The following is a 21,737-nucleotide window of genomic DNA, read 5'->3' as shown; positions in this document are numbered from 1 at the left end:
CGGACCCCACTTCCGGAGCGAAGCGGAGGAAGCCTGCATTTTTTCTCTCGCTATTTTTGCTTATTCAAAAATCTCTCCACCACGCACGAAGCGCAGCGAAGTGCGCTCCCCCGCATTTTCTCTTCCCAAGATAAATCAAGACTCCCTACGGACCCCACTTCCGTAGCGAAGCGAAGGAAGCCTGCATTTTTCCAGCATTTCCTTCTGTCCACTTATTCAAAAATCCCCCCCGGACCCCACGCACGAAGCGCAGCGAAGTGCGCTCCCCCGCATTTTCTCTTCCCAAGATAAATCAAGACTCCCTACGGACCCATGTGGGGAATCTTGACTGGCTTATTCCTAACCCAGGAATAACTGACTTAAAACCTTATCTCGAATTCTTCAACTACTGCTCTACATTCGCAACCCCGGTGAGACTTTCCACATACGCGATACGATCCGGCTTCACCATCCCTGCAACATAAGGACTATTTTGAATATTTTGAATCGAACGTGCCTGCAAAATCAGCATTTCATTGATCTCTCCATCTTCCACCAACCGGTTGTAATCATCCTCAAGTTTGCTATAAACATAACCTTTCGTAGACATCGAATTTAGATGCGTCAATGAAATCAACCCCATAAACGCAATCAAAATAAACATCAAAATCACAGCAGTCATTGGCCCCATCTGAATCTTAAAGGCAGTGGCGGTCGACCGATGCGACGAGGGCGTAAAATCAGGATTCTGTTCGTGAGTGAGAATAAGATGAGACATGGGGAGGAGAAGGGAAATTTACAAGCGCTCTATAGCGCGAAGCTTGGCACTGCGACTGCGAGGATTGGATTGAATTTCTAAATCTGTGGGAACAATCGGCTTTTTTGTGAGGAGACGAAAGGAAGGATCACGAGGACAGGTGCATTGAAGCACTTGAGGCGGACAATGGCAGGTTTGAACCGCGTACTTGAACGCCTGTTTTACGATCCGATCTTCCAAGGAGTGATAACTCAGAACCACCATACGACCACCGGGCTTGAGGAGGGAAAGCAAAGGAGGGATGGCTTTCCCTAAGACCTCAAGTTCGTCATTCACTGCAATGCGTAAGGCCTGAAAAATGCGGGTGGACATGCGCCGCTCATCCGCGGGATGTGTCATAATCTCATGAATCACAGCGCGAAGCTCGGACGTGGTTTCAAATTTCTTTTCTCGACGCCTCTCTACAATGAGAGACGCCGCCTTGGGCGCGTACCGTTCCTCGCCATAGCGATAAAAGATATGGCGCAAATCCTCTTCAGACCAAGTGTTTAAAACCTCGGCCGCAGTCATACCGGAAGAACGATCAAATCGCATATCGAGCGGACCCTCTTTTTGAAGGGAAAACCCGCGAGTCGAATCATCGACATGAGGCGAAGAAAGCCCCAAATCCAATAAAATCTTTGAAACCGAACTCACTCCTATCGAGTTAAGCCGATCCTGACAATGAGCAAAATTATCGTGAAAGAAAGTAACGTGAGACGAGAACTCCTTGAGTCGTTGTTTGGCTTGAGCGAGATTCGTTTCATCAAGATCAAAGCCATAATAGTGTCCGCCAGAACCGAGTTGACCCAAAATGGAGAGAGCATGCCCCCCTAAACCCAGGGTGCCATCCACCACTTGATCCTTGGGCTCGATTTTCAAATATTCAAGGGTCTCTTGAAGCAGTACGGATTGATGTTCAAAACTTGTGTACAACTTGTGTATAATTTTTTTGATCGCTTGTTATGTGCATAAAATTACTCACCCACAAAAACAATGTCAACAATGAATTGCATAAAACCAAAAGAATCGACTTGCGGACAGATACAAATATTGTATAACAATTTTATACGCCAGGCACGAAGCGAGCCGTAGGTGAGCGAAGTGCCTTCCCCGAATTTCTTCTTTTCTTTCTTTAAAAATTCCTACATAATCTCTTTAAATATTTATTAAAAATCCATTAAAGCCCATGTGCTTCACTCCTAAGGTATCCTTCATCACCGCAGCCATTGAATTCTTCACCGGAGCCTACATTTACTTCACCGCCAAACGAACCACTGCGGTAAAAATTTTAGTGATTTTTCTTTACGCCTTGGGCATGTACCAATTCTCGGAATTCATGCTGTGCTCGACCGAACAAAAAATGTTGTGGGCCAAAATCGGATTCCTTTCTTACCACCTTCTTCCCGCCTTGGGTTTGGACTTTGTCGTTCACATCACGCGAAACAAACCCTCCCCGCTTTGGCTCAGCTTTTTAATTTATCTCCCAACAATCGTATTCGGGATTTTCGCACTCCTGGCCCCCAATTTTATCGCCGAAGCCAGTTGCGGCACCTTTTTCGTCACTATCAAACACCTCTTCTATAGAGAAATAGGCGGGATCGTACTCATGACCATTTATTGGTGGTACTACTTTGGCTACATCGCCATCAGTTCCATTCTTCTTCTTTTGGCATTGAATCAAAAACATGAAAAAGCATGGCATAACATTTATCTCTATACCCTTCTTGCGGTTCTCCTTTCCCTTCTCCCTGCCTTCATTTTTATTGTCGTTTTGCCCTCACTAAGAGTTATATTCCCATCCGTTTATTGTCACTTTGCTCTCCTCTTCGCTCTGCTCGCTCTGATTGGAGTTCGGAAAAATCCAAAATTTCTCAAAAAATAAACTCCACAAATGCTCACGGAAAAAATTCTTCAAGTTTTGACGACCATCGGAATGGGAGCGCTTCCCATTTTTGAAGTAAGGGGAGCACTCTCTATGGCCCTAGGATTATTTCATATGAATTTATGGGAAGCTTTTCTCTTGGCCGCCCTGGGAAATATTCTAGCCGTATCCTTGGTCTTGCGATTTTTAGACCCGGTAAGCCAATTTCTCATGGCACGATACCCTTGGTGGAACACCACCCTCACACGTCTTTTCCAAAAAACGCGGCACGAACATTCCAAAAAATTCAAAGAATTCGGTTCCCTGTTTTTAATCGGAATCGTTGCACTCCCCTTGCCTATGGCCGGCGCATGGCTGGGCTCCCTGATCGCCTTTTTATTTGGGGTTCGTTATTGGAACGCCTTGATTCTCTTATCCATTGGAATTTTGTGTTCCGGAGCTCTGGTGATTTTCGGGGTACACTCCGTAACGGAATTAATTGAATGGATCAAAGCATAAAAATCAACGCCTTGACATTTTTGCTTGAGAAACTCGAGAATTACGGATTTTCAACCTGACTTCGCCGTACCGGTACGGCGTGCAAACCTATTAAATTACAACACGCACGAAGCGTTAGCGAAGTGCGCCCCCCCCCCTTACACCCTCTTTTTCATCTCTCCAATTCCTGAATCGCCTTCTTATACTCCTCCACCCGACTCCCCTCTCGTAAAATTTCCGCCTTATCCCCAACCACCCGAATCAAGGTCGAGGGTTTTTGGGCACGATTCAACCCGCCTCCATCCAAAATCGCATCCGCTTCCACGGAAATCTCCTCCACACCATAAGGACTCGGCTTCCCATGCGCGTTTGCGCTTGTCGTCGTAACCGGGCCACCAAATGCCGCCAACATCGCTTTCGAAATCGGCTCATCAATGAATCGAATCCCCACTTCACTCACTTCAGGATTTAAAAACAAAGGCAACTCTGGCGTTCGCGGCACCACCAACGTCAGCGGCCCGGGCCAAAATCGTTCCGCCAATCGTATTGCCAACAGAGAAAATTCTCCAAACCGTTTCGCCTCCTCCAAGGATCGAACCAAAATACTCACGGGCTTCTCCGACGCCATGCCTTTCATTTCATATAAATGGCGTAGTGCTTTTTCATTAAAAATATCCGCGGCCAACCCATAACAGGTATCAGTCGGGTGAGCCACCACTCCGCCTTGGCGTAGAACTTGAACCACATGTTGAATAAAAGCTTGATCCATGGCTTTAATTTAACAAAAAAAATCCCCACACGCCATTGACCCTTCATCCTCTCCGCGTATATCCTACGTCTTGGACATACTAAAAGTGTGCCCGGGCACACTTTTCACATAAAATAATGGCTTATTTAAGCCATTTCACTGTCAAGGAATGATCTCCCCGCATTCTCAATCTAAAATTTATAATTTAAAATTTCTTCCCATGCTTCCTCGCGTTGCCATCAACGGATTCGGTCGAATCGGGCGCAATGTGTTCCGCGCCAATGCCCTCAAAAAAATGTTCGATATCGTGGCCATCAATGACCTCGGCGACAACGCCACCCTCGCGCATTTACTTCAATATGATTCCTTATATGGAGAATTCAAAGCCGACATCCAAGTCACAGGTGAAAACGAAATGACCGTGGATGGCCAAAAAATCCTCATGCTCTCGGAAAGAGATCCCTCCAAACTCCCCTGGGCCAAAGAAAAAGTCGACGTGGTGCTCGAATGCACGGGATTTTTCACCGATCGCGCAGGCGCCCAAAAACACATCGATGCCGGCGCCAAAAAAGTGATTGTCAGCGCTCCGGGAAAAGAAATGGACCTCACCGTAGTCATGGGAGTGAATGAAAAAGATTACGACGCAACCAAACACCACATCATTTCCAACGCCTCCTGCACCACCAACTGTCTCGCTCCAGTCGCCAAAGTGCTTCAAGACAACTGGGGCATTGTAAAAGGTCTCATGACCACGATTCACGCGTACACCAACGATCAGCGCATTCTCGACCTCCCGCACGAGGACCTGCGCCGCGCCCGAGCCGCCAACCTCTCCATGATCCCCACCACCACCGGTGCAGCCAAAGCCATCAGCCTCGTGATTCCGGAACTCAAAGGAAAACTCCACGGACTCGCGATTCGCGTGCCAACCCCCACAGTTTCCATCGTGGATCTTGTGGTGGAAGTGAGCAAACCCGCGACCGTCGAAGAGATCAACGCTGCTCTTAAAAAAGCCGCGGAAGGTCCGATGAAAAACATTCTCAAATTCAGTGAAAAACCACTCGTCTCCATTGATTACAAAGGCGATCCGCATTCCTCCATTGTAGACGGACTCTCAACCATGGTCATGGGCGACAACCTCGTCAAAGTCCTGGCCTGGTACGACAACGAATGGGGCTACTCCAACCGTGTCGTGGATTTGGTGGGATACATGATGGGATAAAAAATCCAATAAAATTCAAAAAACCTCCAAGGAGTATTGACAATTTTTGTTTTATATTTTATTATGCCTCTCCTTTTAAATTAAAAATTATGCGTTCATTAAAAGAGGCTTACCGAGAATATTCAGATCGAGTAAAAGCCCAAACCATTGCTGTTTCCCATGCAGATCCACGGGTTGGAATAACTTCAGAAGCAGCTAAACAAAGAAAAAAGGGCCCCCGTGTAACCACATGGCTTGCAGAAAATATACCTCAAGGCAGTGAAGTCCTTGACCTTTTTTCAGGAACCAGTCTTCGAGTAGCTCCACTGGTCCTAACCGATCATATTAGTAAATTAACCGCTGTTAATAATTTCTCACCAGATCAAGAAATGTTGAGAAAACTTATTGAGTTTTTTGAAATAGAAAATCGAATAAATCAAATTTTATTGACTTTAGGGGCTGAGACTTCAAGCGACGCTTTACCTTCTACTGAGCAAGTGACAATGATATCTACCGGTTTAGCTGTACCGAGAAGCCATCACTTACTCGACCCCACAGATCTCCAAAAAACCGCCTCAGGCATTACACGCGAGACTCGATTAAGTCATGTACTGAAAGCTCTAGGGAAAAAAAATCGTTTATTATATGTGGTTGAACCTTGCTCGGAGACCGCGATTCCACAAGTTTCTACTTATGTCCGTACAATTTTAGAAAGGATCGAAGGATGGAGTACGGAAAAAGAATGGGAACCACTCCCCGGGAACAAGCATATCGGAGCAATTTTAAAACATAAATAACCAGATGATGAAATCAATGTAGCCATAGCGGCAAAAGAAAAAATATTACTAAGATATTAATCATGAATTCTTTAAAGAATGATTCATCACAATCCGAGGAAGAATCAAATGAACAACAGTCGGAAGAAATATTTAAAAAAGTCTGCGACAGAAGAGGCCGAATTCTTGCTGAGCTCATTAAGAAAAAAGGCCTTGCAACTTCTATTTCTGCCGATCAAATAAGCGCTTATTTATTTCAAGACATAACTCCCCCTTGGACTGACATCGAATGGGAAATTATAGATAGCCCAGCCTTTGAAGTGGAATTTATCCAAAAGTTAGACTTAGAACCTACCTATAAAAAAGACGGAACGCGCATGGGAATTATAGGAATTTTAAGTTTACATGAGACAGAACTCCCTTGCGACACAAGGGAAGAAAGAGCACGAGGGAATTATATCAATCTTAGATCTTATGCTTTATTTCTAAACATAATGACCGGAGAAAACATCACCCCGAAATTGCGTCAAAAATTTCTCTCAACACTCGCCTCTCAATGGATTGAAGAATGCCCAGAAGAGGAAACAACCCAACTCCACCCTGCATTAAACCGACATTTAGCACCGGAAAAAATCGAAAAAATAATGAAAGAAATCAGCGCAAAAATGACTATAGAATCAAGCGATTCCAATACATCAATCCCGAAATCATTTTTAACCCTAGGAAAAAACCTCCCCCTATGCCAGGAACACCCCAGCCCAGACGAAAATTGCTTTCAAAAATTTCTAGAGACTCATCAAAATCCCGCAGAGCTCATTGACCGTATCTTAGGCATTGCTCCAGGTGAACAATCTTATGTTTAGCACTTTTCTTTCCCTCTTCGGCCCTCTATAATACCCTCATGCTTCCCATCGACCCTCGCAAAGAAAAAATTCTCGCTTCCATCATTCAGCACTTCATTCAAACCGCGGAACCCGTGGGCTCCAAGACGATTTTGGTGAAATACCAACTATCCGTAAGCCCGGCCACGATTCGCAATGACATGGCTTTTCTCGAGGACGAAGGATTTATTTTCCAACCTCACACGTCCGCAGGCCGCATTCCCACCACCAAGGGATATCGCCTCTACATCGACAAACTTGCGGATTACGAAAAAGCCGAACGTCTCGCGCGCACCAATCTCGAAAAAATCCAAAAACAACGCCACGCGCTCAAAGCCAAAGAACGAGTTTACGATGCGGTTTCACTCCTCGCTCAAGCCATTCCCAACATCGCATTTGCCAGCATCCCGGAGAATCAACGCACCTTTTATCTCGGGGTTTCCAATATGTTGAAACAACCCGAATTTCTCGAACACCCACTCGCGGCCAGCCAAGTGGTCGAAGCCCTGGAAGAAGGAACTTGTTTCCTGAAAACTCTCAATTCCCTCGACCTCACGCCGGAGCCCAAAATTTTTATCGGCGAAGAAAATTTACTCCCGCAAATCGAAAGTTGCAGTCTCATTGTTGGAAAATATCAATTCGATGATTACGAAGGATTTCTTGGACTCCTCGGCCCCATGCGCATGCCGTACGCCTACAATCTCGCCGCTCTTACTGAAGTCTTAAACACCATAAATTCCAATGACTAAACCCAAATCCGATTCCTCTGCCGCTGCGCAAAACACAACGCCAGCTTCACAAAATCCAACCGCTCCAATCACGGATCAAAACGCCAGCTCCACGGCTTCCACTCAACAAGCGCCCCTCCCACCGCAAGATTTGGAATCCCTTCAACTCGCCCTGGCCAACGCCCAACAAAGGGTCAACGAGATGACGGAAATCGCCAAGCGCGCCACCGCGGATTTGCAAAACTTCAAACGCCGTAACGAAGAAGAACGCGGAAGCCTGATTTTGTTTGCCAACACCCACTTTTTACAAGGCATTTTCCCAGTAATCGACAACCTTCAACGCGCCTTCCAACACATCCCCGAAGACGTCCAAACCAACGAATGGGTCAAAGGCTTGTACGCCATCGAAAAACAATTGATCTCCACCTTAAATAATCTCGGCCTCGAGGAAATCCCAACTCTCATCGGCTCCCCGTTCAATCCCAATTTCCACGAAGTCGTGACGCAAGGCCCGGGCCAAAAAGACGCAATCCTCGAATGCTTTGAAAAAGGCTACACCTTTAAAGGCCAAACCATCCGCCCGGCACGAGTAAAAGTAGGAGACGGCACGCACGAAGCGTAGCGAAGTGCGCTCCCCCGTATTTTCATGAATGGTTATCCACCTCGAACACAATCAAATCCCCCTCTTTATTAAAAACCGCCAGCGCCCGAAACTGTTTATTAATTCGAAAATACCAAATCCCACTCCCCTTGGGATTTCTTTCCTTAAATCGAACGCTCAATAAACGCCCTTCAAGTAAATACCGTTTCGCTTTTTTATATTGCTCTAAAAGCCCTCGCTTCAAAAGATAAGGATACACCGATTTTTTCTCAAAAATATGATGAATCTTAGGCATGAATTAGAGGTCAATCAAATCGTTTCGAGACAATTTTTTGGCCTTTTGAGCCCTTTTCTTCATCGCCGGGATCACTTGAGCGATTGGCAACTCCATCAAATCCGGCCGAATCAACGACTCGTATTCATTCACAGCCAAAAGCACGGCCACAATTTTATTATTGATAAAAATAAACTTGGGAGTTTGCTCCAAATTCTCAAAACACTCTTTGGTTTTCTTGCGCAAATCCGTAATCGAGACCACTTGTTGGCTGAGCATAAGTAATAAATTTATTAACAAATTTATATATAAATTATATACCAAATTTAAAACAAACGCAAACTATTTTCCCGCTCGACCTAAAATTAAATCACACCAAACATTCCCACAAAAAAACCTTGCTTTTTCGCATAAGAATGCTATTTTAGCAACCTTATTAAATATTAAAAAATGGCACAAAAAGCCCCACCCTCAGCTCCAGCTGAAAAAACCCCTAAAGAAAAAGCTCAAGAACTAATAACAGAAACAAGAGATTTTTTACGTGGGATTAGCCTCTCGGACACAGAAAGCATCCCAGCCTTAATTCGGAAATTAGATCCTAATCCTAAGAATACTGGAGGAGCTAAGCTAAACAGTGACGCTCTAAAACTAGCAAACAAACTGACTGAAACAATAACAAGCCTAATCAATCAGTATGGGATTTCGCCTGATTACATCCGTCTTATTACAGATCTCTCGGGTTTATTAAGCGACCTCAACATAATTCTTTCTTTGAACGACCCCTCCATCCAAGGCGTCCAAGAATTTCGCAACTGGGAACAAAATCCTACTTGGGATTTAACTCTCTCTAATTCCCCTCATGTCGCAAGATTAACCGCATGGAAAGCTACAATTTGGAACCAACGATTAAGCGCATCCAGTAAAGCCGTTATAAGAACCAATCCGCTTCTAAAAATGGGAGTCTTAGGCATTGACTATCGCAACCCACAACAACCCAACACCCCCACCTGGCTCGCTCCCGAATTAACGGAAAGTACATTTAAGGAAATACCACGAAATACAAGAAGGGTAATATTAACCCAAATCGCACATATGATGGAAGGCATACCATCAAAAAGACAAAAATGGGTCGCCGTATCTCTTCCCGGAGAAAACGGAATAATCCCTCCTCCCACCCTCTGGGGCAGTCCTGTTTTTGAACAAAAACCCACCGATCAATCATTCCCTCCACTTCTAATAAGGATCCGTGAACAGGCAAGCAAAGAACCCACTGGCGATAATCCAATCAGAAATACAAGTACCGGCCTTTTAGCAAAACAAAGATAGTAATTTCAATTTTTTCCCCCTTGACCTCCCCAAGTTAGCACTCTATAATAGTAAGTGCTAACATTTTTAATACATTTAAACTAAAAAACCATGGGAAAAATCATTGGAATCGATCTCGGAACCACCAACTCTTGCGTAGCCATCATGGAAGGAGGTGAACCCACTGTCATTTCCAACATCGAAGGGCAACGCACCACGCCCTCGATTGTCGCTTATAAAGACAACGAACGCCTCGTGGGAGTCACGGCCAAACGCCAAGCCGTAACCAACGCGGAAAACACGATTTTCTCCGCCAAACGATTCATTGGACGCCAATATGAGGAAATCGAAGACACGGCCAAACGCATGCCCTTCAAAGTCGTCAAAGGAGACAAAGGCGAAGCGGAAATCGTCGTGAACGGAAAGCAACACCGACCTGCGGAAATTTCTGCCATGGTGTTGCAAAAACTCAAGGCCGACGCGGAAAAATACCTCGGAGAAACCGTAACCGAAGCCGTGATCACGGTCCCGGCTTACTTCAACGACTCTCAACGTCAAGCCACAAAAGACGCGGGACGCGTTGCAGGCCTCGACGTCAAACGCATCATCAACGAACCCACGGCCGCAGCCTTGGCCTACGGTCTGGACAAAAAAGGCGGAGACAAAAAAGTCGCGGTCTTCGATCTTGGAGGAGGCACCTTTGATGTCTCCATTCTTGACCTCGGCGATGGAGTATTTGAAGTCTTGTCCACCAACGGAGACACCCAACTCGGCGGCGATGATTTTGACGAAGTTATCCTGGAATGGCTCGTGGAAGAATTCAAAAAAGAATCCGGAATCGATCTCAAAAAAGACAAAATGGCGCTTCAACGCCTCAAAGAAGCTGCGGAAAAAGCCAAAATCGAACTTTCCTCAACGCATGAAACCGACGTCAATCTCCCGTTCATCACCGCAGATGCCAACGGCCCCAAACACTTCAACATCAAAATGAGTCGCGCCAAACTGGAAGATCTCGTGGCCCACATGATCGACCGTTGCGAAGGCCCGTGTTCAAAAGCCATGGAAGACGCCAAAATTTTCAACAGCGACCTCAATGAAATCATTTTAGTCGGAGGCATGACCCGCATGCCCGCAGTTCAAGAAAAAGTGAAACGCATTTTTGGACGAGAACCCCATCGTGGCATCAACCCGGATGAAGTCGTGGCCTTGGGCGCTGCGATTCAAGGTGGAGTTTTGAAAGGCGAAGTCAAAGACGTGCTCCTTCTCGACGTCACTCCCCTCACGCTCGGGATTGAAACCTTAGGCGGAGTCGCCACTCCGTTGATCGAACGCAATTCCACGATCCCAACCTCAAAATCTCAAGTTTTCTCCACCGCCTCCGACAGTCAAACCTCAGTGGAAATTCACGTAGTTCAAGGCGAACGCCCCATGGCCAATGACAACAAATCTCTTGGAAAATTCGTCCTCGACGGAATCCCGCCCGCGCCCCGTGGCATCCCGCAAGTGGAAGTCTCTTTTGACATCGACGCCAACGGAATTCTCAATGTCAAAGCCATGGACAAAGCCACGAACAAAACGCAAAACATCGTGATCACCGGATCCAGCGGTCTCAAGGAAGAAGAAATTCAAAAAATGAAAAAAGAAGCGGAAATTTACGCCGAAGAAGACAAGAAGAAAAAAGAAAGCATAGAAACCCGCAATCACGCGGAAATTCTCGCCACCCAAGCCGAACGCACGCTCAAAGACGCAGGTGAAAAAGTCCCGGACGCCATCAAAAAACCCGTGGAAGAAAAAATCAAAGTGGTCAAAGATCTTTTGGCTAAAAAAGACGCCACTCCCGAAGAAATCCAAGCCGCAAGCGACGCCCTTAACACCGAAATCCAAAAAGTCGGAGCTGCCATGTATCAAAACACCGGCAAATCCGAACCCGAAAACAACGTGAACGTCAAAGACATGAATGAAAAAGACGAAGGCAAAAACGAAAAAAAGGATGACAACGTGGTCGATGCGGAAGTGGTGGAAGAAGAGGATAAGAAAGAAAAAAAATAATACTTATGTCGTGGTGAGCTTGTCGAACCACACATTCAAAATGAACCTTCACTCATCCATTTCAGGCAAATAAACCTGTTGCCCTTTTTTAGTAACCAAAACATTCCCATCTTCATCGACTCTAACATACCCCATTTGCTTTAATCTTTCCCAAGAGACAGGGAGTATATCTCCCTCATCCTCATCAATACATGGAATAATATTAAGTTTACGAATATAAACCAATTCTCCACGAAGCCCAGGATAAGAAACTAAATCTGATGCAAAACATTGGTTCCCAACGAAAACTTGATTGCGTATACCCGTTACAAATTCCCTAATTTTACGGCGCAATTGTTCTACGACAATTCCTACCTCTTCATCCGCTTCAATTTTTTGACACTTACGAAACAATTCAATTTCTTCTGAGCTCAAATCTTCATCCGCTATACATTCAATCGCCGCAATCAAAGCTTCTCTTATCCCTTCCGCATACATTTTTAAAATCTCTTTTTTAGATTGAAGGGCAGTAAAAAACGCGTAACGAACTTCTTCTAAAAAACGTAATTTATTTCCACTCATGCGAAGCACCCCAAGTTGCTTCCCTTTTAACAAGGAAGGACAAATCATTCCGACAATTCCTTGTTCTGCCGGGATTAATGAATCCCATTCTTCCCGAGAAAAATCACAAGGTCCACAAATGATTCTGGCAGGCGCAGGAGTCCCTACTTCAGGCATAAGAACAACTTGCCCATCTTCATTCTCGCCGTCATGTCGCCCCTCTGTTCCACCCATATTTTTCGTTAAAAATAACCGAGGGCCTACTCTATCGGATCCTCGCAAGATTGCAATGGATTTTTTTTGCCGCTAAAGTACCGGCATATCCCTAATTTAAAATTAAAAATTTCCCCCATGCTCGACCTCGCCCTCTTTCGTGACAACCCGGATCTCATCCGCGCTGACCTCAAAAAACGCCACCGCGACCTAAAAACCGTGGACCAAGTCATCGCACTCGACGCCCAAAATCGAGAAAATCTTAAAAAGGTAGAATCCGCTCGAGCCCAAAAAAATGAAGCGTCTGACAAAATCGCGAAGCTCAAAGGAGAAGAAAAACAAGCGGCCATCGCAGAAATGAAAAAAGTCGGGGAAGAAGAAAAAATTGCCCACGAAAAACAAGAAGCCATTCAAGCCGAACTCAACGCACTGCTTCTCAACTTCCCCAACCTCACCCACTCCACCACGCCCGAAGGCCCGGATGAAAGCGGCAACAAAGTCGAAAAAACGCACGGCAAACCCAAAAAGTTCGACTTTGAAGTCAAAGACCATGTGGCGCTCGGCACCAACCTCGAGATTCTCAACATCGAAGACGCGGCGCGCATGTCCGGAACCCGATTCGCCTACCTCATGGGAGACGCGGCCTTGCTCGAATTCGCGCTCATGCAATTTGTGATCCACAAACTCGTCAAAAAAGGATTCACTCCTGTGATCCCGCCGGTCCTGGTCCGCGAGCACGCCATGTTCGCCACCGGATTTTTCCCTGCAGACCGCAGTGAAATCTATCATGTGAATCCAAAAGTTGACGAAAACGACAAGGACAACGACGATCTCTATTTGGTAGGCACGGCCGAAGTTCCGCTCACCATGATTCATGCGGACAAAATTCTCGACCCCGAAAAACTCCCGTTGCGCTACGTCGGATTCTCCACCTGTTTCCGTCGCGAAGCCGGGGCCTCAGGCAAAGACACGCAAGGCATCATCCGCGTCCACCAATTCGACAAAATCGAGATGTTCAGCTTTTGCCACCCGGACAAATCATGGGCCGAACACGAACTCATTCGCAGTATTGAAGAAGAAATCATGACCGAACTCGGGTTCGCGTATCAAGTATTAAACATTTGCTCCGGCGATCTCGGCTATCCGGCTGCCAAAAAATACGACATCGAAGCCTGGATCCCGTCCCAAGGGAAATACCGCGAGCTCACCTCCTGCTCCAATTGCACCGACTACCAAGCCCGCCGCTCAAAAATTCGCTACAAAGACGCCAAAACCGGGAAAAACGAATTTATACATACCTTAAACGGCACGGCCTGCGCCATGGGCCGAACCCTGGTCGCCATCCTGGAAAACTACCAACAAAAAGACGGCTCGATCCAAATCCCCGAGGTATTGCAACCGTGGATGGGAGGAAAAAAGGAGATTCGATAAAAACTTCGCTTACACCGGAACCCGTGCGCTACTCGAATATCTAGGGCGATCCTTTGAACCAGGATCTTCTTGTTTTGGAGATTTTTTTGGGGGGCCCTTAAAAACAGGAGTTAAATCCAGTGTTTCTTTCATCCCTCGTCCCTCCATTGATTTTCGAACCGTTGAACCCACAGAAGAATCCAGTCCAATCCCGGTAACGGTAAATCCGCTAAAATTAACGCCATTTTGATATTCAGCACATACCGTTGTGCAAGAAACAGTCTCGGTACTTTCTGGATCCTCGCACCTCATACCAACAGGAATTAATGTATAACCTGAAGTATTTGGTAAATACTTTTGTTTAAAAATCCCTCCTTCAACAAAAAATAAAAAAGAAGTGCATTCCAATCCATGATCTGTACATTCCTGGCTTAAAACTCTTTTCATAGCCGTTTGTATATCTCCTTGTATAAGTAAAAGATAACGAGAATCAATAGAAGAAGAAGGGATAACTGCCGGATCTAAATATTCTCGATTTTCATGGATTAGCTCTTGCTCCCCTAGATTTGAATTTTCATTAAGAGTGGAAGGAGCGGGCCCCGCACATCCCGGCATCACAGCCAACATCACCGGCACAGCCATCGTACGCGCCACTTGCCCCACCTGATCCAAAACAGAATCAAAAGACTCTCGTAAACCCATACATTCTATATTAAAAGGAGATAATAATAGATTTTTATATAATTTTGTCAACCCGGTTGCTCCTCCCCTAAAAAACAGGTATAATGTTACGAAGAAAATAGTCATTTAACTCCCCCTCCCCCATGCTACTCGCCCTCTCCACCGAATGCCTCAAAGGTTACGGACTCGCCCGCATCTTTCAATTTGCAAAAGACGCCGGATACAACGGCATTAACTTAGCCATGGATCCTGCGGATTTCGACACTTGCGACGCAGACTACGTCCAAACCTTGGTCGACCAAATCGGACTCCCGGTTCTTGTGGTTCAAGCTCCGAAAAAAACATCTGAAAGTGGCGTGGAAGACTCAGTGACCATGGCCAAAAAACTCGGGGTTAAAATAGTCATCATCCAATCTCCAAAAATCTTCGACCTCAAACTCATCAAATGGGTCAAAAACGTGATCCCAAAAATTCGCCAAAAAGAAAGCATCTCCATTGCCTTAGAAAACGCAGCTTCCAAAACCATGCTCGGCTTTATTCCGGAAAACGCCATGAACAGCATCAATGAGCTTAAAAAATTCAAACACGCCTCCCTCGACACCTCTCGTGTGGCGGAAAAAAAGGAAGACCTCATTCGCGTGTACAAAGCCCTTCAAAAATTTCTTGTACACATTCACCTTTCCAACGTGTATCGAGGCAAACCCTATGCCGCCCCGGAAGTGGGAGTTTTGCCTTTGGAAAGCTTTCTCGCCAAATTGAAACAAGACGATTTCCAAGGCGTGATTTCCCTCCGTGTCAAACCCTCCAATTTCCACGTAGGCCATAGAGAAAAAATGATGGAAAGCCTCGGAGACAGCCTTAAATATTGCTTAAAATATTTGAATCAATAGGCCAGGCACGAGCGAAGCGAAGTGCCCTTGAGTAGCGATTGAATTTCAGTCAACCGCTAATTTTTCACGTAGATGTCGAAAATGGTTTATTTTCAGATTCTTCTCAAACACATTCCGTTAACACTTCATGTGTGGCTTTATTTTTTATATTGTATTCCGAATAAAAATGATTTATTAAAAACCCATGACCATTCAAACTTGCACACAATGCGCAAAATCCTTTCAGATCAATGACTCTGATCATAAATTTTACGAAAAGCTTAATCTTTCATCCCCAAAACGTTGCCCGGACTGCCGCCTAAAAACACGCCTTGCATTCCGCAATGAACGAAATTTGTATCGTCGCAACTGTGATCTGACAAAACAATCCATAATTTCTATTTATTCGCCGGAGAAACCATACAAAATATATCAACAAGATGCCTGGTGGAGCAATAAATGGGACGAGACAAATTATGGCAAAGTATTTGATTTTTCGCGCCCTTTTTTTGACCAATACAAAGAACTTCTACTTGCGGTGCCGCACCCAGCCGTAGGGTATCGTTTTCAATCCGAGAATTGCGAATACACAACCTACCAAGATCATTCAAAAAACTGTTATGTATGTTCCGGCTCGGGTTATATGGAAGATTGTTTATATACAAATTGGACCAACTATGCGAAAAACTCCATGGATATTTTGGGTTCCCATGACATTGAACTGTGTTACGAACTTATCGATTGTAAAAAAATGTACCAATCCACGCATTGCCAAGACTCCTCCGTACTAACCACTTGCCATTATTGTTACGACTGCCACTCTTGTTCAAACTGTTTCGGCTGTGTGGGGTTACGCCATCAAAAATTCTGCTTTTTAAATGAACCGCTAACGGAAGCCGCATATCAAGAAAAAATAAAAAACTTCAATGCCGAATCTTTTATAAAAGATTTACAAAATATATATTTAAAAATCCCCAGACGCGCACTCTTTTTAATAAATTGCGACCAATGCACCGGCGATCGACTCGTTCACTGTAAAAACACGCAAAATTCTTTTTACAGCGATATTTTGCAAGACTGTAATTACAATCAAGACACCTATAAAAACACCGATTGCCACGACATGACCCGGGCCGCAGAAGCGCAAATGTGTTATGAATGCATTGGAGGGGGAGATTATTATTCTTGTAATTTCTTTGTGGCCGGAGAACATGCGTCCTACTGCACGTATTGTATTTTTTGTTTTAATTCCAAAAATCTTTTGGGTTGCGTGGGGATGAAAGGGCATGAATATTGCATTCTCAATACAAAATATTCAAAAGAAGAATACGAAAAGCTCAGGATAAAAATCATTGAGCACATGAAAAAAACCGGAGAGTGGGGAGAATTTTTCCCGATAAATATGTCTCCGTTTGACTACAATGAATCTCTGGCGGAAGACTTTTTCCCCTCCTCCAAACAAGAAATAATTACAAAAGGTTTCAACTGGGAAATAAAAAATATATCAAATTTTACAGAGCAAAATCATCCAAATACAAATGAAGTTTTCAATTGCGCCCTGTGCGGAAAAAAATACCTGACGGTTGTCCAAGAGCTTAAATTCTATCGTTTAATGAAACTTCCGCTTCCCTCAATTTGCCCGAATTGCCGACATCTTTCCCGAATGACAAAACGCAATCCGCGAACACTGTGGAATAGGCAGTGCGCCAAATGCAACGTGGAAATTCAAACCACCTACGCGCCGAATAGACCGGAAATCGTATACTGTGAGTCATGTTACCTGAAAACGATTTATTAAAAATTCTTCCTTCCGGCTTGGCTTACTAAAGCCCCACCAAAGAACATGATTACGCAACATTCCGATAAATCTGCAATAGATTTTTTACTTGGCATTGGCTTTATTTTTGACATAACCTGTTCTTTAAGTAATATAAACGATGCGTTTTCCCCGATATGAATGTGTTACGACTGAAAAGGGAAACGCGTCCTTTAGACGGGACCTCGGATTTATTCAATTCCTTTTTTTCTCAAAATGACGCCAAAAAACGCTTCTCACTCCAAAAATAAAAAACCAACATCAAAAACATCAGCCCCAAAAAAGCCCGTTAAAATCGCCCCTTCCAAAAAAACCGTCAAACAATCCGAAAAACCGACCAAGCCCGTCAAAACCTCTACGCCCAAAGCCAAACACGAAGACACTTCTCTTTCCGAAAAAATCGCCATGCCGCCCAAACTCAAGGACCGAGTTTTTTTGAACCCGCAAGCCGAATCACTCATCCCCAACTTAATTGAAATTCAAACCGACTCTTGTAAGTGGTTTTTAAATGAAGGAATTCGTGAACTTCTCGATGAAGTTTCCCCCATTTCCGACTTCTCGGGGAAGAAAATGGAACTCCATTTCTTGGATCACTCCATCGGAGAACCCAAATACGACGCCGACACAGCCAAGCAAAAAAACCTGACCTACGAAGCGCCCCTCAAAGTCCATGTCCAACTCATCAACAAAGAAACCGGTGAAATCAAAGAACAAGATGTGTTTTTGGGAGGAATCCCCCTCATGACCGAACAAGGAAGTTTCATCGTCAACGGAATCGAGCGCGTGGTGGTCAGCCAAATCGTACGTTCTCCGGGCGTGTTTTTCTCTCGAAACGCGGCCGCCCCCCGATTTTGCAATGCCAAAATCATCCCCAAGCGCGGGGCTTGGCTTGAAATCGAAACCGACAAAAAAGGCGTGGTCACCGTAAAAATCGATCGCAAACGCAAGATTCACATCACCAGCTTACTTCGCATCTTCGGATACACCAAAGATGAAGAAATGCTCGCCTTGTTCAACGACGATATTAAGGACGAAATGTTGAATCACATCAAAATCACGCTCGACAAAGACCCGGCAAAAACCGTGGATGAAGCCTACAAAGCCATTTATCGAAAAATTCGTCCCGGCGACTTGGCCACTCCGGAAAACGCAAAAAGCCTCATTCAATCCATGTTCTTCGATTATCATAAATACGACATGGGTGCCGTGGCTCGCTATAAATTGAATCGCCGTTTTGGAATCAATACTCCCAATAATCGCAAATATCACACCTTCCAAATCCCGGATCTTCTTCAAATTTTAAAACATCTCTTCAAACTCAACGGGGGCGAAATGCAACCCGATGACATCGATCATTTGAGCAATCGTCGCATTCGCCCGGTCGGAGAATTGGTTCAAAACAAATTCCGCGTGGGTTTAATGCGTACCGAGCGTATTGCCAAAGATCGCATGACCGTCATGGATCTCGAAACCGTAACCCCGACCGATCTTGTCAACTCTCGCCCGATCACCGCAGCGCTCCGTGAATTTTTCGCCAGCTCTCAGTTATCGCAATTCATGGATCAAACCAATCCGCTCGCCGAACTCGAACACAAACGCCGTTTATCCGCCATGGGGCCCGGAGGTCTTTCCAGAGAACGTGCCTCCTTTGACGTTCGCGACGTGCATCAATCTCACTACGGTCGCATCTGCCCGGTCGCCACTCCGGAAGGACCGAACATCGGTCTCGTCGTCCACTTGGCCAGCTACGCCCGTCTCAACAAATACGGATTCATTGAGTCTCCTTTCCGTGAAGTTTGCCACACCGTGAAACCCATTGAAAAAGAACTCATAAATCATACATTGGACGCGGACGTAAAAGATAAAAAAGGAAATGTCATCGCCAAAGCCGATACCCTAATCGATGAAAAACTCGCCAAACGCATTGCCAAAGAAACCACGGATGAAGTTAAGGTGGTCGCGTTCTGCGGCAAAGTGGTAAGTTATTTCGATGCCGAAGATGAAAAAGAGCTCCTAATCGCTCAGGCCAATTCCGAAATCAACGAACACGGCGAATTCACTAAGAATCGTGTGGCGGCTCGTAAAAACAACGAACCGATTTTGTCTCACATTCGGGATCTCACCCACATCGACGTTTCTCCTCAACAAATCATTTCCACTTCCACCGCTCTCATCCCCTTCTTGGAACACGACGATAACACTCGCGCTTCCATGGGTTCCAACATGCAACGCCAAGCCGTTCCTTTGTTGTCCCCCACGACCCCGTTGGTCGGAACCGGAATGGAAAAAACCGCAGCCGAAAGCTCTAAACAAGTGATCGTGGCCGAAGGCCCTGGAACGGTTTCCAGTGTGGACGCCGACCAAGTCACCGTGATGTATGACAATGGAAAAAAGAAAACCTACAACCTGTTCGTCTACGCTCGAACCAATCAAGCCACCTGTTATCACCAACGTGCCAAAGCCGCAAAAGGCCAACGCGTCAGTAAGGGCACCGTGCTTTCCGACGGAGCCTGTTCCGACGAAGGAGATCTCGCTCTGGGACAAAATCTCTTTGTCGCTTACTTAAGCTGGCAAGGGTACAACTTCGAAGACGCGGTCGTAATTTCCGATCGTTTAATCAGAAAAGACTCTTTCAGTTCCGTGCACATCGAAACCTTTACCATGGATGTGCGCGACACCAAACTCGGGCCCGAAGTGGTAACGCCGGATATCCCCAATGTGGGAGAAGCTCGCCTCAAAGATCTCGATCAAACCGGGATTGTGCGCATCGGCGCCACGGTCAGAGAAGGCGACATCTTAGTCGGGAAAATAACCCCCAAGGGAGAAACCGAACTAACCCCTGAAGAACGCTTACTTCGTGCCATTTTTGGAGACAAAGCTCGTGACGTGAAAGATACCTCGCTCCGCCTCCCCGGCGGAGAAGGAGGAAAAGTCGTTAAAATTGAAATCTTCAATCGCGATGCCGGAGACGAACTCCCCACCGGAGTCATCCAACAAATCCGTGTCTGCGTAGCCCAAACCCGAAAAATAGAAGTCGGAGACAAAGTCGCCGGACGTCATGGAAACAAAGGGGTCATTTCAATCATCGTACCTCAAGAAGACATGCCTTATCTCCCGGATGGAACACACGTTGACATCGTGCTCAACCCGTTAGGGGTCACGAGTCGTATGAATATCGGGCAAATCCTGGAAACCCACTTGGGTTGGGCGTGCAAAAAACTCGGCATCAAAATGGCCACTCCGGCTTTAAACGGAGTTCCCACCGAAGAAATTCAAAAAATGTTAAAAAAAGCAGACCTTCCCGACGATGGGAAAATTCAATTGTACGACGGTCGCACCGGCGAACCCTTTGATCGCAAAACCACGGTCGGAATCGCCTACATGATGAAATTGAATCACCTTGTTGAGGACAAAATTCATGCTCGTTCCGTCGGACCCTACTCACTTGTCACCCAACAACCGCTCGGAGGAAAAGCCCAACACGGAGGTCAGCGTTTCGGGGAAATGGAAGTCTGGGCTCTCGAAGCTTACGGCGCTTCCCATATCCTTCAAGAAATGCTCACCATCAAATCCGATGATGTGTACGGCCGCGCCAAAGCCTACGAATCCATTGTAAAAGGCGAAGCCATCCGAAAACCGCGTACACCGGAATCCTTTAACGTATTGGTTAAAGAATTACAAAGTCTCGGGCTCAACGTAGAACTCATTGAAAAGGCCCCCGGAGCGGAAGATGAAGATGAATTCATCGATCCTCGAGAAAAAGAAATGGAAGACATTGAGGTCGCAGCCCCGGCAGAAGAGGTTCCCCTCATCAATGATCTCAAAGACGAGCTTGGAGAAGAGAATTTGGTCGAAGGAGACGAAAAAGATCCTGTGATCGAAGCCTCCGGAGACCCCGAGGAAATCCTCGAACATGAAGAAGAAAAACTCTAATATTTAAATTTTTCACTTAATTTCTTTTTAATCCTTAAAACCACTCACAATGAGAAGTGTTAACAAGGTCATCATCATCGGGAACGTTACTCGCGACCCGGAAATCCGAAAAACACAAAGCGGACAAACCGTCTGCACTTTTGGTTTAGCCACAAACCGCGAATGGATCACTTCGGACGGCCGAAAAAAATCTTCCGCCGAATACCACGAAGTCGTGGCGTGGGCTCGCCTTTCCGAAATTTGCGAAAAATACGTTCGCAAAGGGAAACTTCTTTATGTGGAAGGTTATCTCAAAACCCGCAGCTGGGACACTCCGGAAGGCATTCGTAAATTCAAAACCGAAGTGGTCATTCAAGATATGATCATGCTCGAAAAACGACGTGACGGCGAAGAAGCCGATCTCGAAGTTTCTCAAGCCATAGCTGATGAAGGCGGATTTGAAGGTGAAAATTCCCCGGAAGGAGAAGATCATTTTGAACCCACTCCAAGCCCGGAACCCAAATCCATCCCGGTTGAAGACAAACCCAAATCCGAAAAAAGAGACGACATCATCGATGCCGACCTTGGTCTTTAAG

20 protein-coding genes are annotated in these 21,737 nt (G+C 45.6%); 14 read left to right on the top strand and 6 right to left on the bottom strand.

Annotation, left to right across the window (positions count from 1 at the left end):
• Positions 1 to 385: 385 nt before the first annotated feature.
• Together WC882_04925 and rsmH are read right to left on the bottom strand one after the other, a co-directional pair.
• Positions 386 to 757, bottom strand: coding sequence for a hypothetical protein (locus WC882_04925; GenBank protein MFA5842977.1), 372 nt, complete (start codon positions 755 to 757; stop codon positions 386 to 388).
• A gap of 18 nt (positions 758 to 775) precedes the next feature.
• Complete coding sequence (gene rsmH, locus WC882_04920; protein MFA5842976.1) at positions 776 to 1,711, bottom strand: 16S rRNA (cytosine(1402)-N(4))-methyltransferase RsmH; 936 nt, start codon at positions 1,709 to 1,711, stop codon at positions 776 to 778.
• A 253-nt stretch (positions 1,712 to 1,964) separates the two neighbouring features.
• On the opposite strand from rsmH, the gene WC882_04915 reads away from it, so the two are divergent.
• A complete protein-coding gene (locus WC882_04915) occupies positions 1,965 to 2,660 on the top strand; it encodes a hypothetical protein (protein ID MFA5842975.1) in 696 nt (231 codons plus the stop codon).
• 9 nt (positions 2,661 to 2,669) lie between these two features.
• Complete coding sequence (locus WC882_04910; protein MFA5842974.1) at positions 2,670 to 3,158, top strand: small multi-drug export protein; 489 nt, start codon at positions 2,670 to 2,672, stop codon at positions 3,156 to 3,158.
• A gap of 40 nt (positions 3,159 to 3,198) precedes the next feature.
• On the opposite strand, the gene WC882_04905 is transcribed toward WC882_04910, so the two are convergent.
• The gene (locus WC882_04905) at positions 3,199 to 3,906 is read right to left on the bottom strand and encodes an L-threonylcarbamoyladenylate synthase (GenBank protein MFA5842973.1); all 708 of its coding nucleotides are present in this window, start codon (positions 3,904 to 3,906) and stop codon (positions 3,199 to 3,201) included.
• A gap of 199 nt (positions 3,907 to 4,105) precedes the next feature.
• Between WC882_04905 and gap the strand changes: the two genes are divergently transcribed.
• From gap to WC882_04880, 5 genes are all read left to right on the top strand, one after another.
• Positions 4,106 to 5,107: a type I glyceraldehyde-3-phosphate dehydrogenase gene (gene gap / locus WC882_04900; protein MFA5842972.1), complete on the top strand. Its 1,002-nt coding sequence runs from the start codon at positions 4,106 to 4,108 to the stop codon at positions 5,105 to 5,107.
• 89 nt (positions 5,108 to 5,196) lie between these two features.
• Entirely contained in the window at positions 5,197 to 5,883 is a 687-nt protein-coding gene (locus tag WC882_04895; GenBank protein ID MFA5842971.1) for a hypothetical protein, read from the top strand.
• 62 nt (positions 5,884 to 5,945) lie between these two features.
• Positions 5,946 to 6,725 (top strand): hypothetical protein, encoded by a 780-nt coding sequence (locus WC882_04890; protein ID MFA5842970.1) that lies wholly within the window; start codon positions 5,946 to 5,948, stop codon positions 6,723 to 6,725.
• Between the two features lie 38 nt (positions 6,726 to 6,763).
• Positions 6,764 to 7,492, top strand: coding sequence for a hypothetical protein (locus WC882_04885; protein ID MFA5842969.1), 729 nt, complete (start codon positions 6,764 to 6,766; stop codon positions 7,490 to 7,492).
• A complete protein-coding gene (locus WC882_04880) occupies positions 7,485 to 8,093 on the top strand; it encodes a nucleotide exchange factor GrpE (GenBank protein MFA5842968.1) in 609 nt (202 codons plus the stop codon). Before WC882_04885 ends, WC882_04880 begins: the two co-directional genes overlap by 8 nt.
• Positions 8,094 to 8,370: 277 nt before the next feature.
• Here WC882_04880 and WC882_04875 read toward each other — a convergent pair whose 3' ends face one another.
• On the bottom strand, positions 8,371 to 8,625 hold the full coding sequence (locus tag WC882_04875) for a hypothetical protein (GenBank protein ID MFA5842967.1): 255 nt from the start codon (positions 8,623 to 8,625) through the stop codon (positions 8,371 to 8,373).
• A 171-nt stretch (positions 8,626 to 8,796) separates the two neighbouring features.
• On the opposite strand from WC882_04875, the gene WC882_04870 reads away from it, so the two are divergent.
• Both WC882_04870 and dnaK read left to right on the top strand, forming a co-directional pair.
• On the top strand, positions 8,797 to 9,672 hold the full coding sequence (locus WC882_04870) for a hypothetical protein (GenBank protein MFA5842966.1): 876 nt from the start codon (positions 8,797 to 8,799) through the stop codon (positions 9,670 to 9,672).
• Positions 9,673 to 9,762: 90 nt separating this feature from the next.
• A complete protein-coding gene (gene dnaK, locus WC882_04865; GenBank protein MFA5842965.1) occupies positions 9,763 to 11,700 on the top strand; it encodes a molecular chaperone DnaK in 1,938 nt (645 codons plus the stop codon).
• Positions 11,701 to 11,703: 3 nt separating this feature from the next.
• Here dnaK and WC882_04860 read toward each other — a convergent pair whose 3' ends face one another.
• Positions 11,704 to 12,474 (bottom strand): hypothetical protein, encoded by a 771-nt coding sequence (locus tag WC882_04860; GenBank protein ID MFA5842964.1) that lies wholly within the window; start codon positions 12,472 to 12,474, stop codon positions 11,704 to 11,706.
• 117 nt (positions 12,475 to 12,591) lie between these two features.
• On the opposite strand from WC882_04860, the gene serS reads away from it, so the two are divergent.
• Positions 12,592 to 13,884 (top strand): serine--tRNA ligase, encoded by a 1,293-nt coding sequence (gene serS / locus WC882_04855; protein MFA5842963.1) that lies wholly within the window; start codon positions 12,592 to 12,594, stop codon positions 13,882 to 13,884.
• Between the two features lie 9 nt (positions 13,885 to 13,893).
• Here the strand turns inward: serS and WC882_04850 are convergent, their stop codons facing one another.
• Complete coding sequence (locus WC882_04850) at positions 13,894 to 14,565, bottom strand: hypothetical protein (GenBank protein MFA5842962.1); 672 nt, start codon at positions 14,563 to 14,565, stop codon at positions 13,894 to 13,896.
• Positions 14,566 to 14,687: 122 nt separating this feature from the next.
• On the opposite strand from WC882_04850, the gene WC882_04845 reads away from it, so the two are divergent.
• The 4 genes from WC882_04845 (at position 14,688) to ssb (ending at position 21,736) form a co-directional block, all read left to right on the top strand.
• A complete protein-coding gene (locus WC882_04845; protein MFA5842961.1) occupies positions 14,688 to 15,434 on the top strand; it encodes a sugar phosphate isomerase/epimerase in 747 nt (248 codons plus the stop codon).
• A gap of 184 nt (positions 15,435 to 15,618) precedes the next feature.
• On the top strand, positions 15,619 to 17,211 hold the full coding sequence (locus WC882_04840) for a hypothetical protein (protein ID MFA5842960.1): 1,593 nt from the start codon (positions 15,619 to 15,621) through the stop codon (positions 17,209 to 17,211).
• Between the two features lie 234 nt (positions 17,212 to 17,445).
• Positions 17,446 to 21,162: a DNA-directed RNA polymerase subunit beta gene (locus WC882_04835; protein MFA5842959.1), complete on the top strand. Its 3,717-nt coding sequence runs from the start codon at positions 17,446 to 17,448 to the stop codon at positions 21,160 to 21,162.
• 49 nt (positions 21,163 to 21,211) lie between these two features.
• A complete protein-coding gene (ssb, locus tag WC882_04830; GenBank protein MFA5842958.1) occupies positions 21,212 to 21,736 on the top strand; it encodes a single-stranded DNA-binding protein in 525 nt (174 codons plus the stop codon).
• The last annotated feature ends 1 nt before the right edge of the window (position 21,737 follow it).

Source organism: Candidatus Gracilibacteria bacterium (genome assembly GCA_041658685.1).
In the GTDB taxonomy this organism is placed as follows: domain Bacteria; phylum Patescibacteriota; class Gracilibacteria; order UBA1369; family UBA12473; genus JBAZZS01.
The sequence above is the reverse complement of the archived record's forward strand: the minus strand, read 5'-3'. Positions and strand labels throughout refer to the sequence as shown.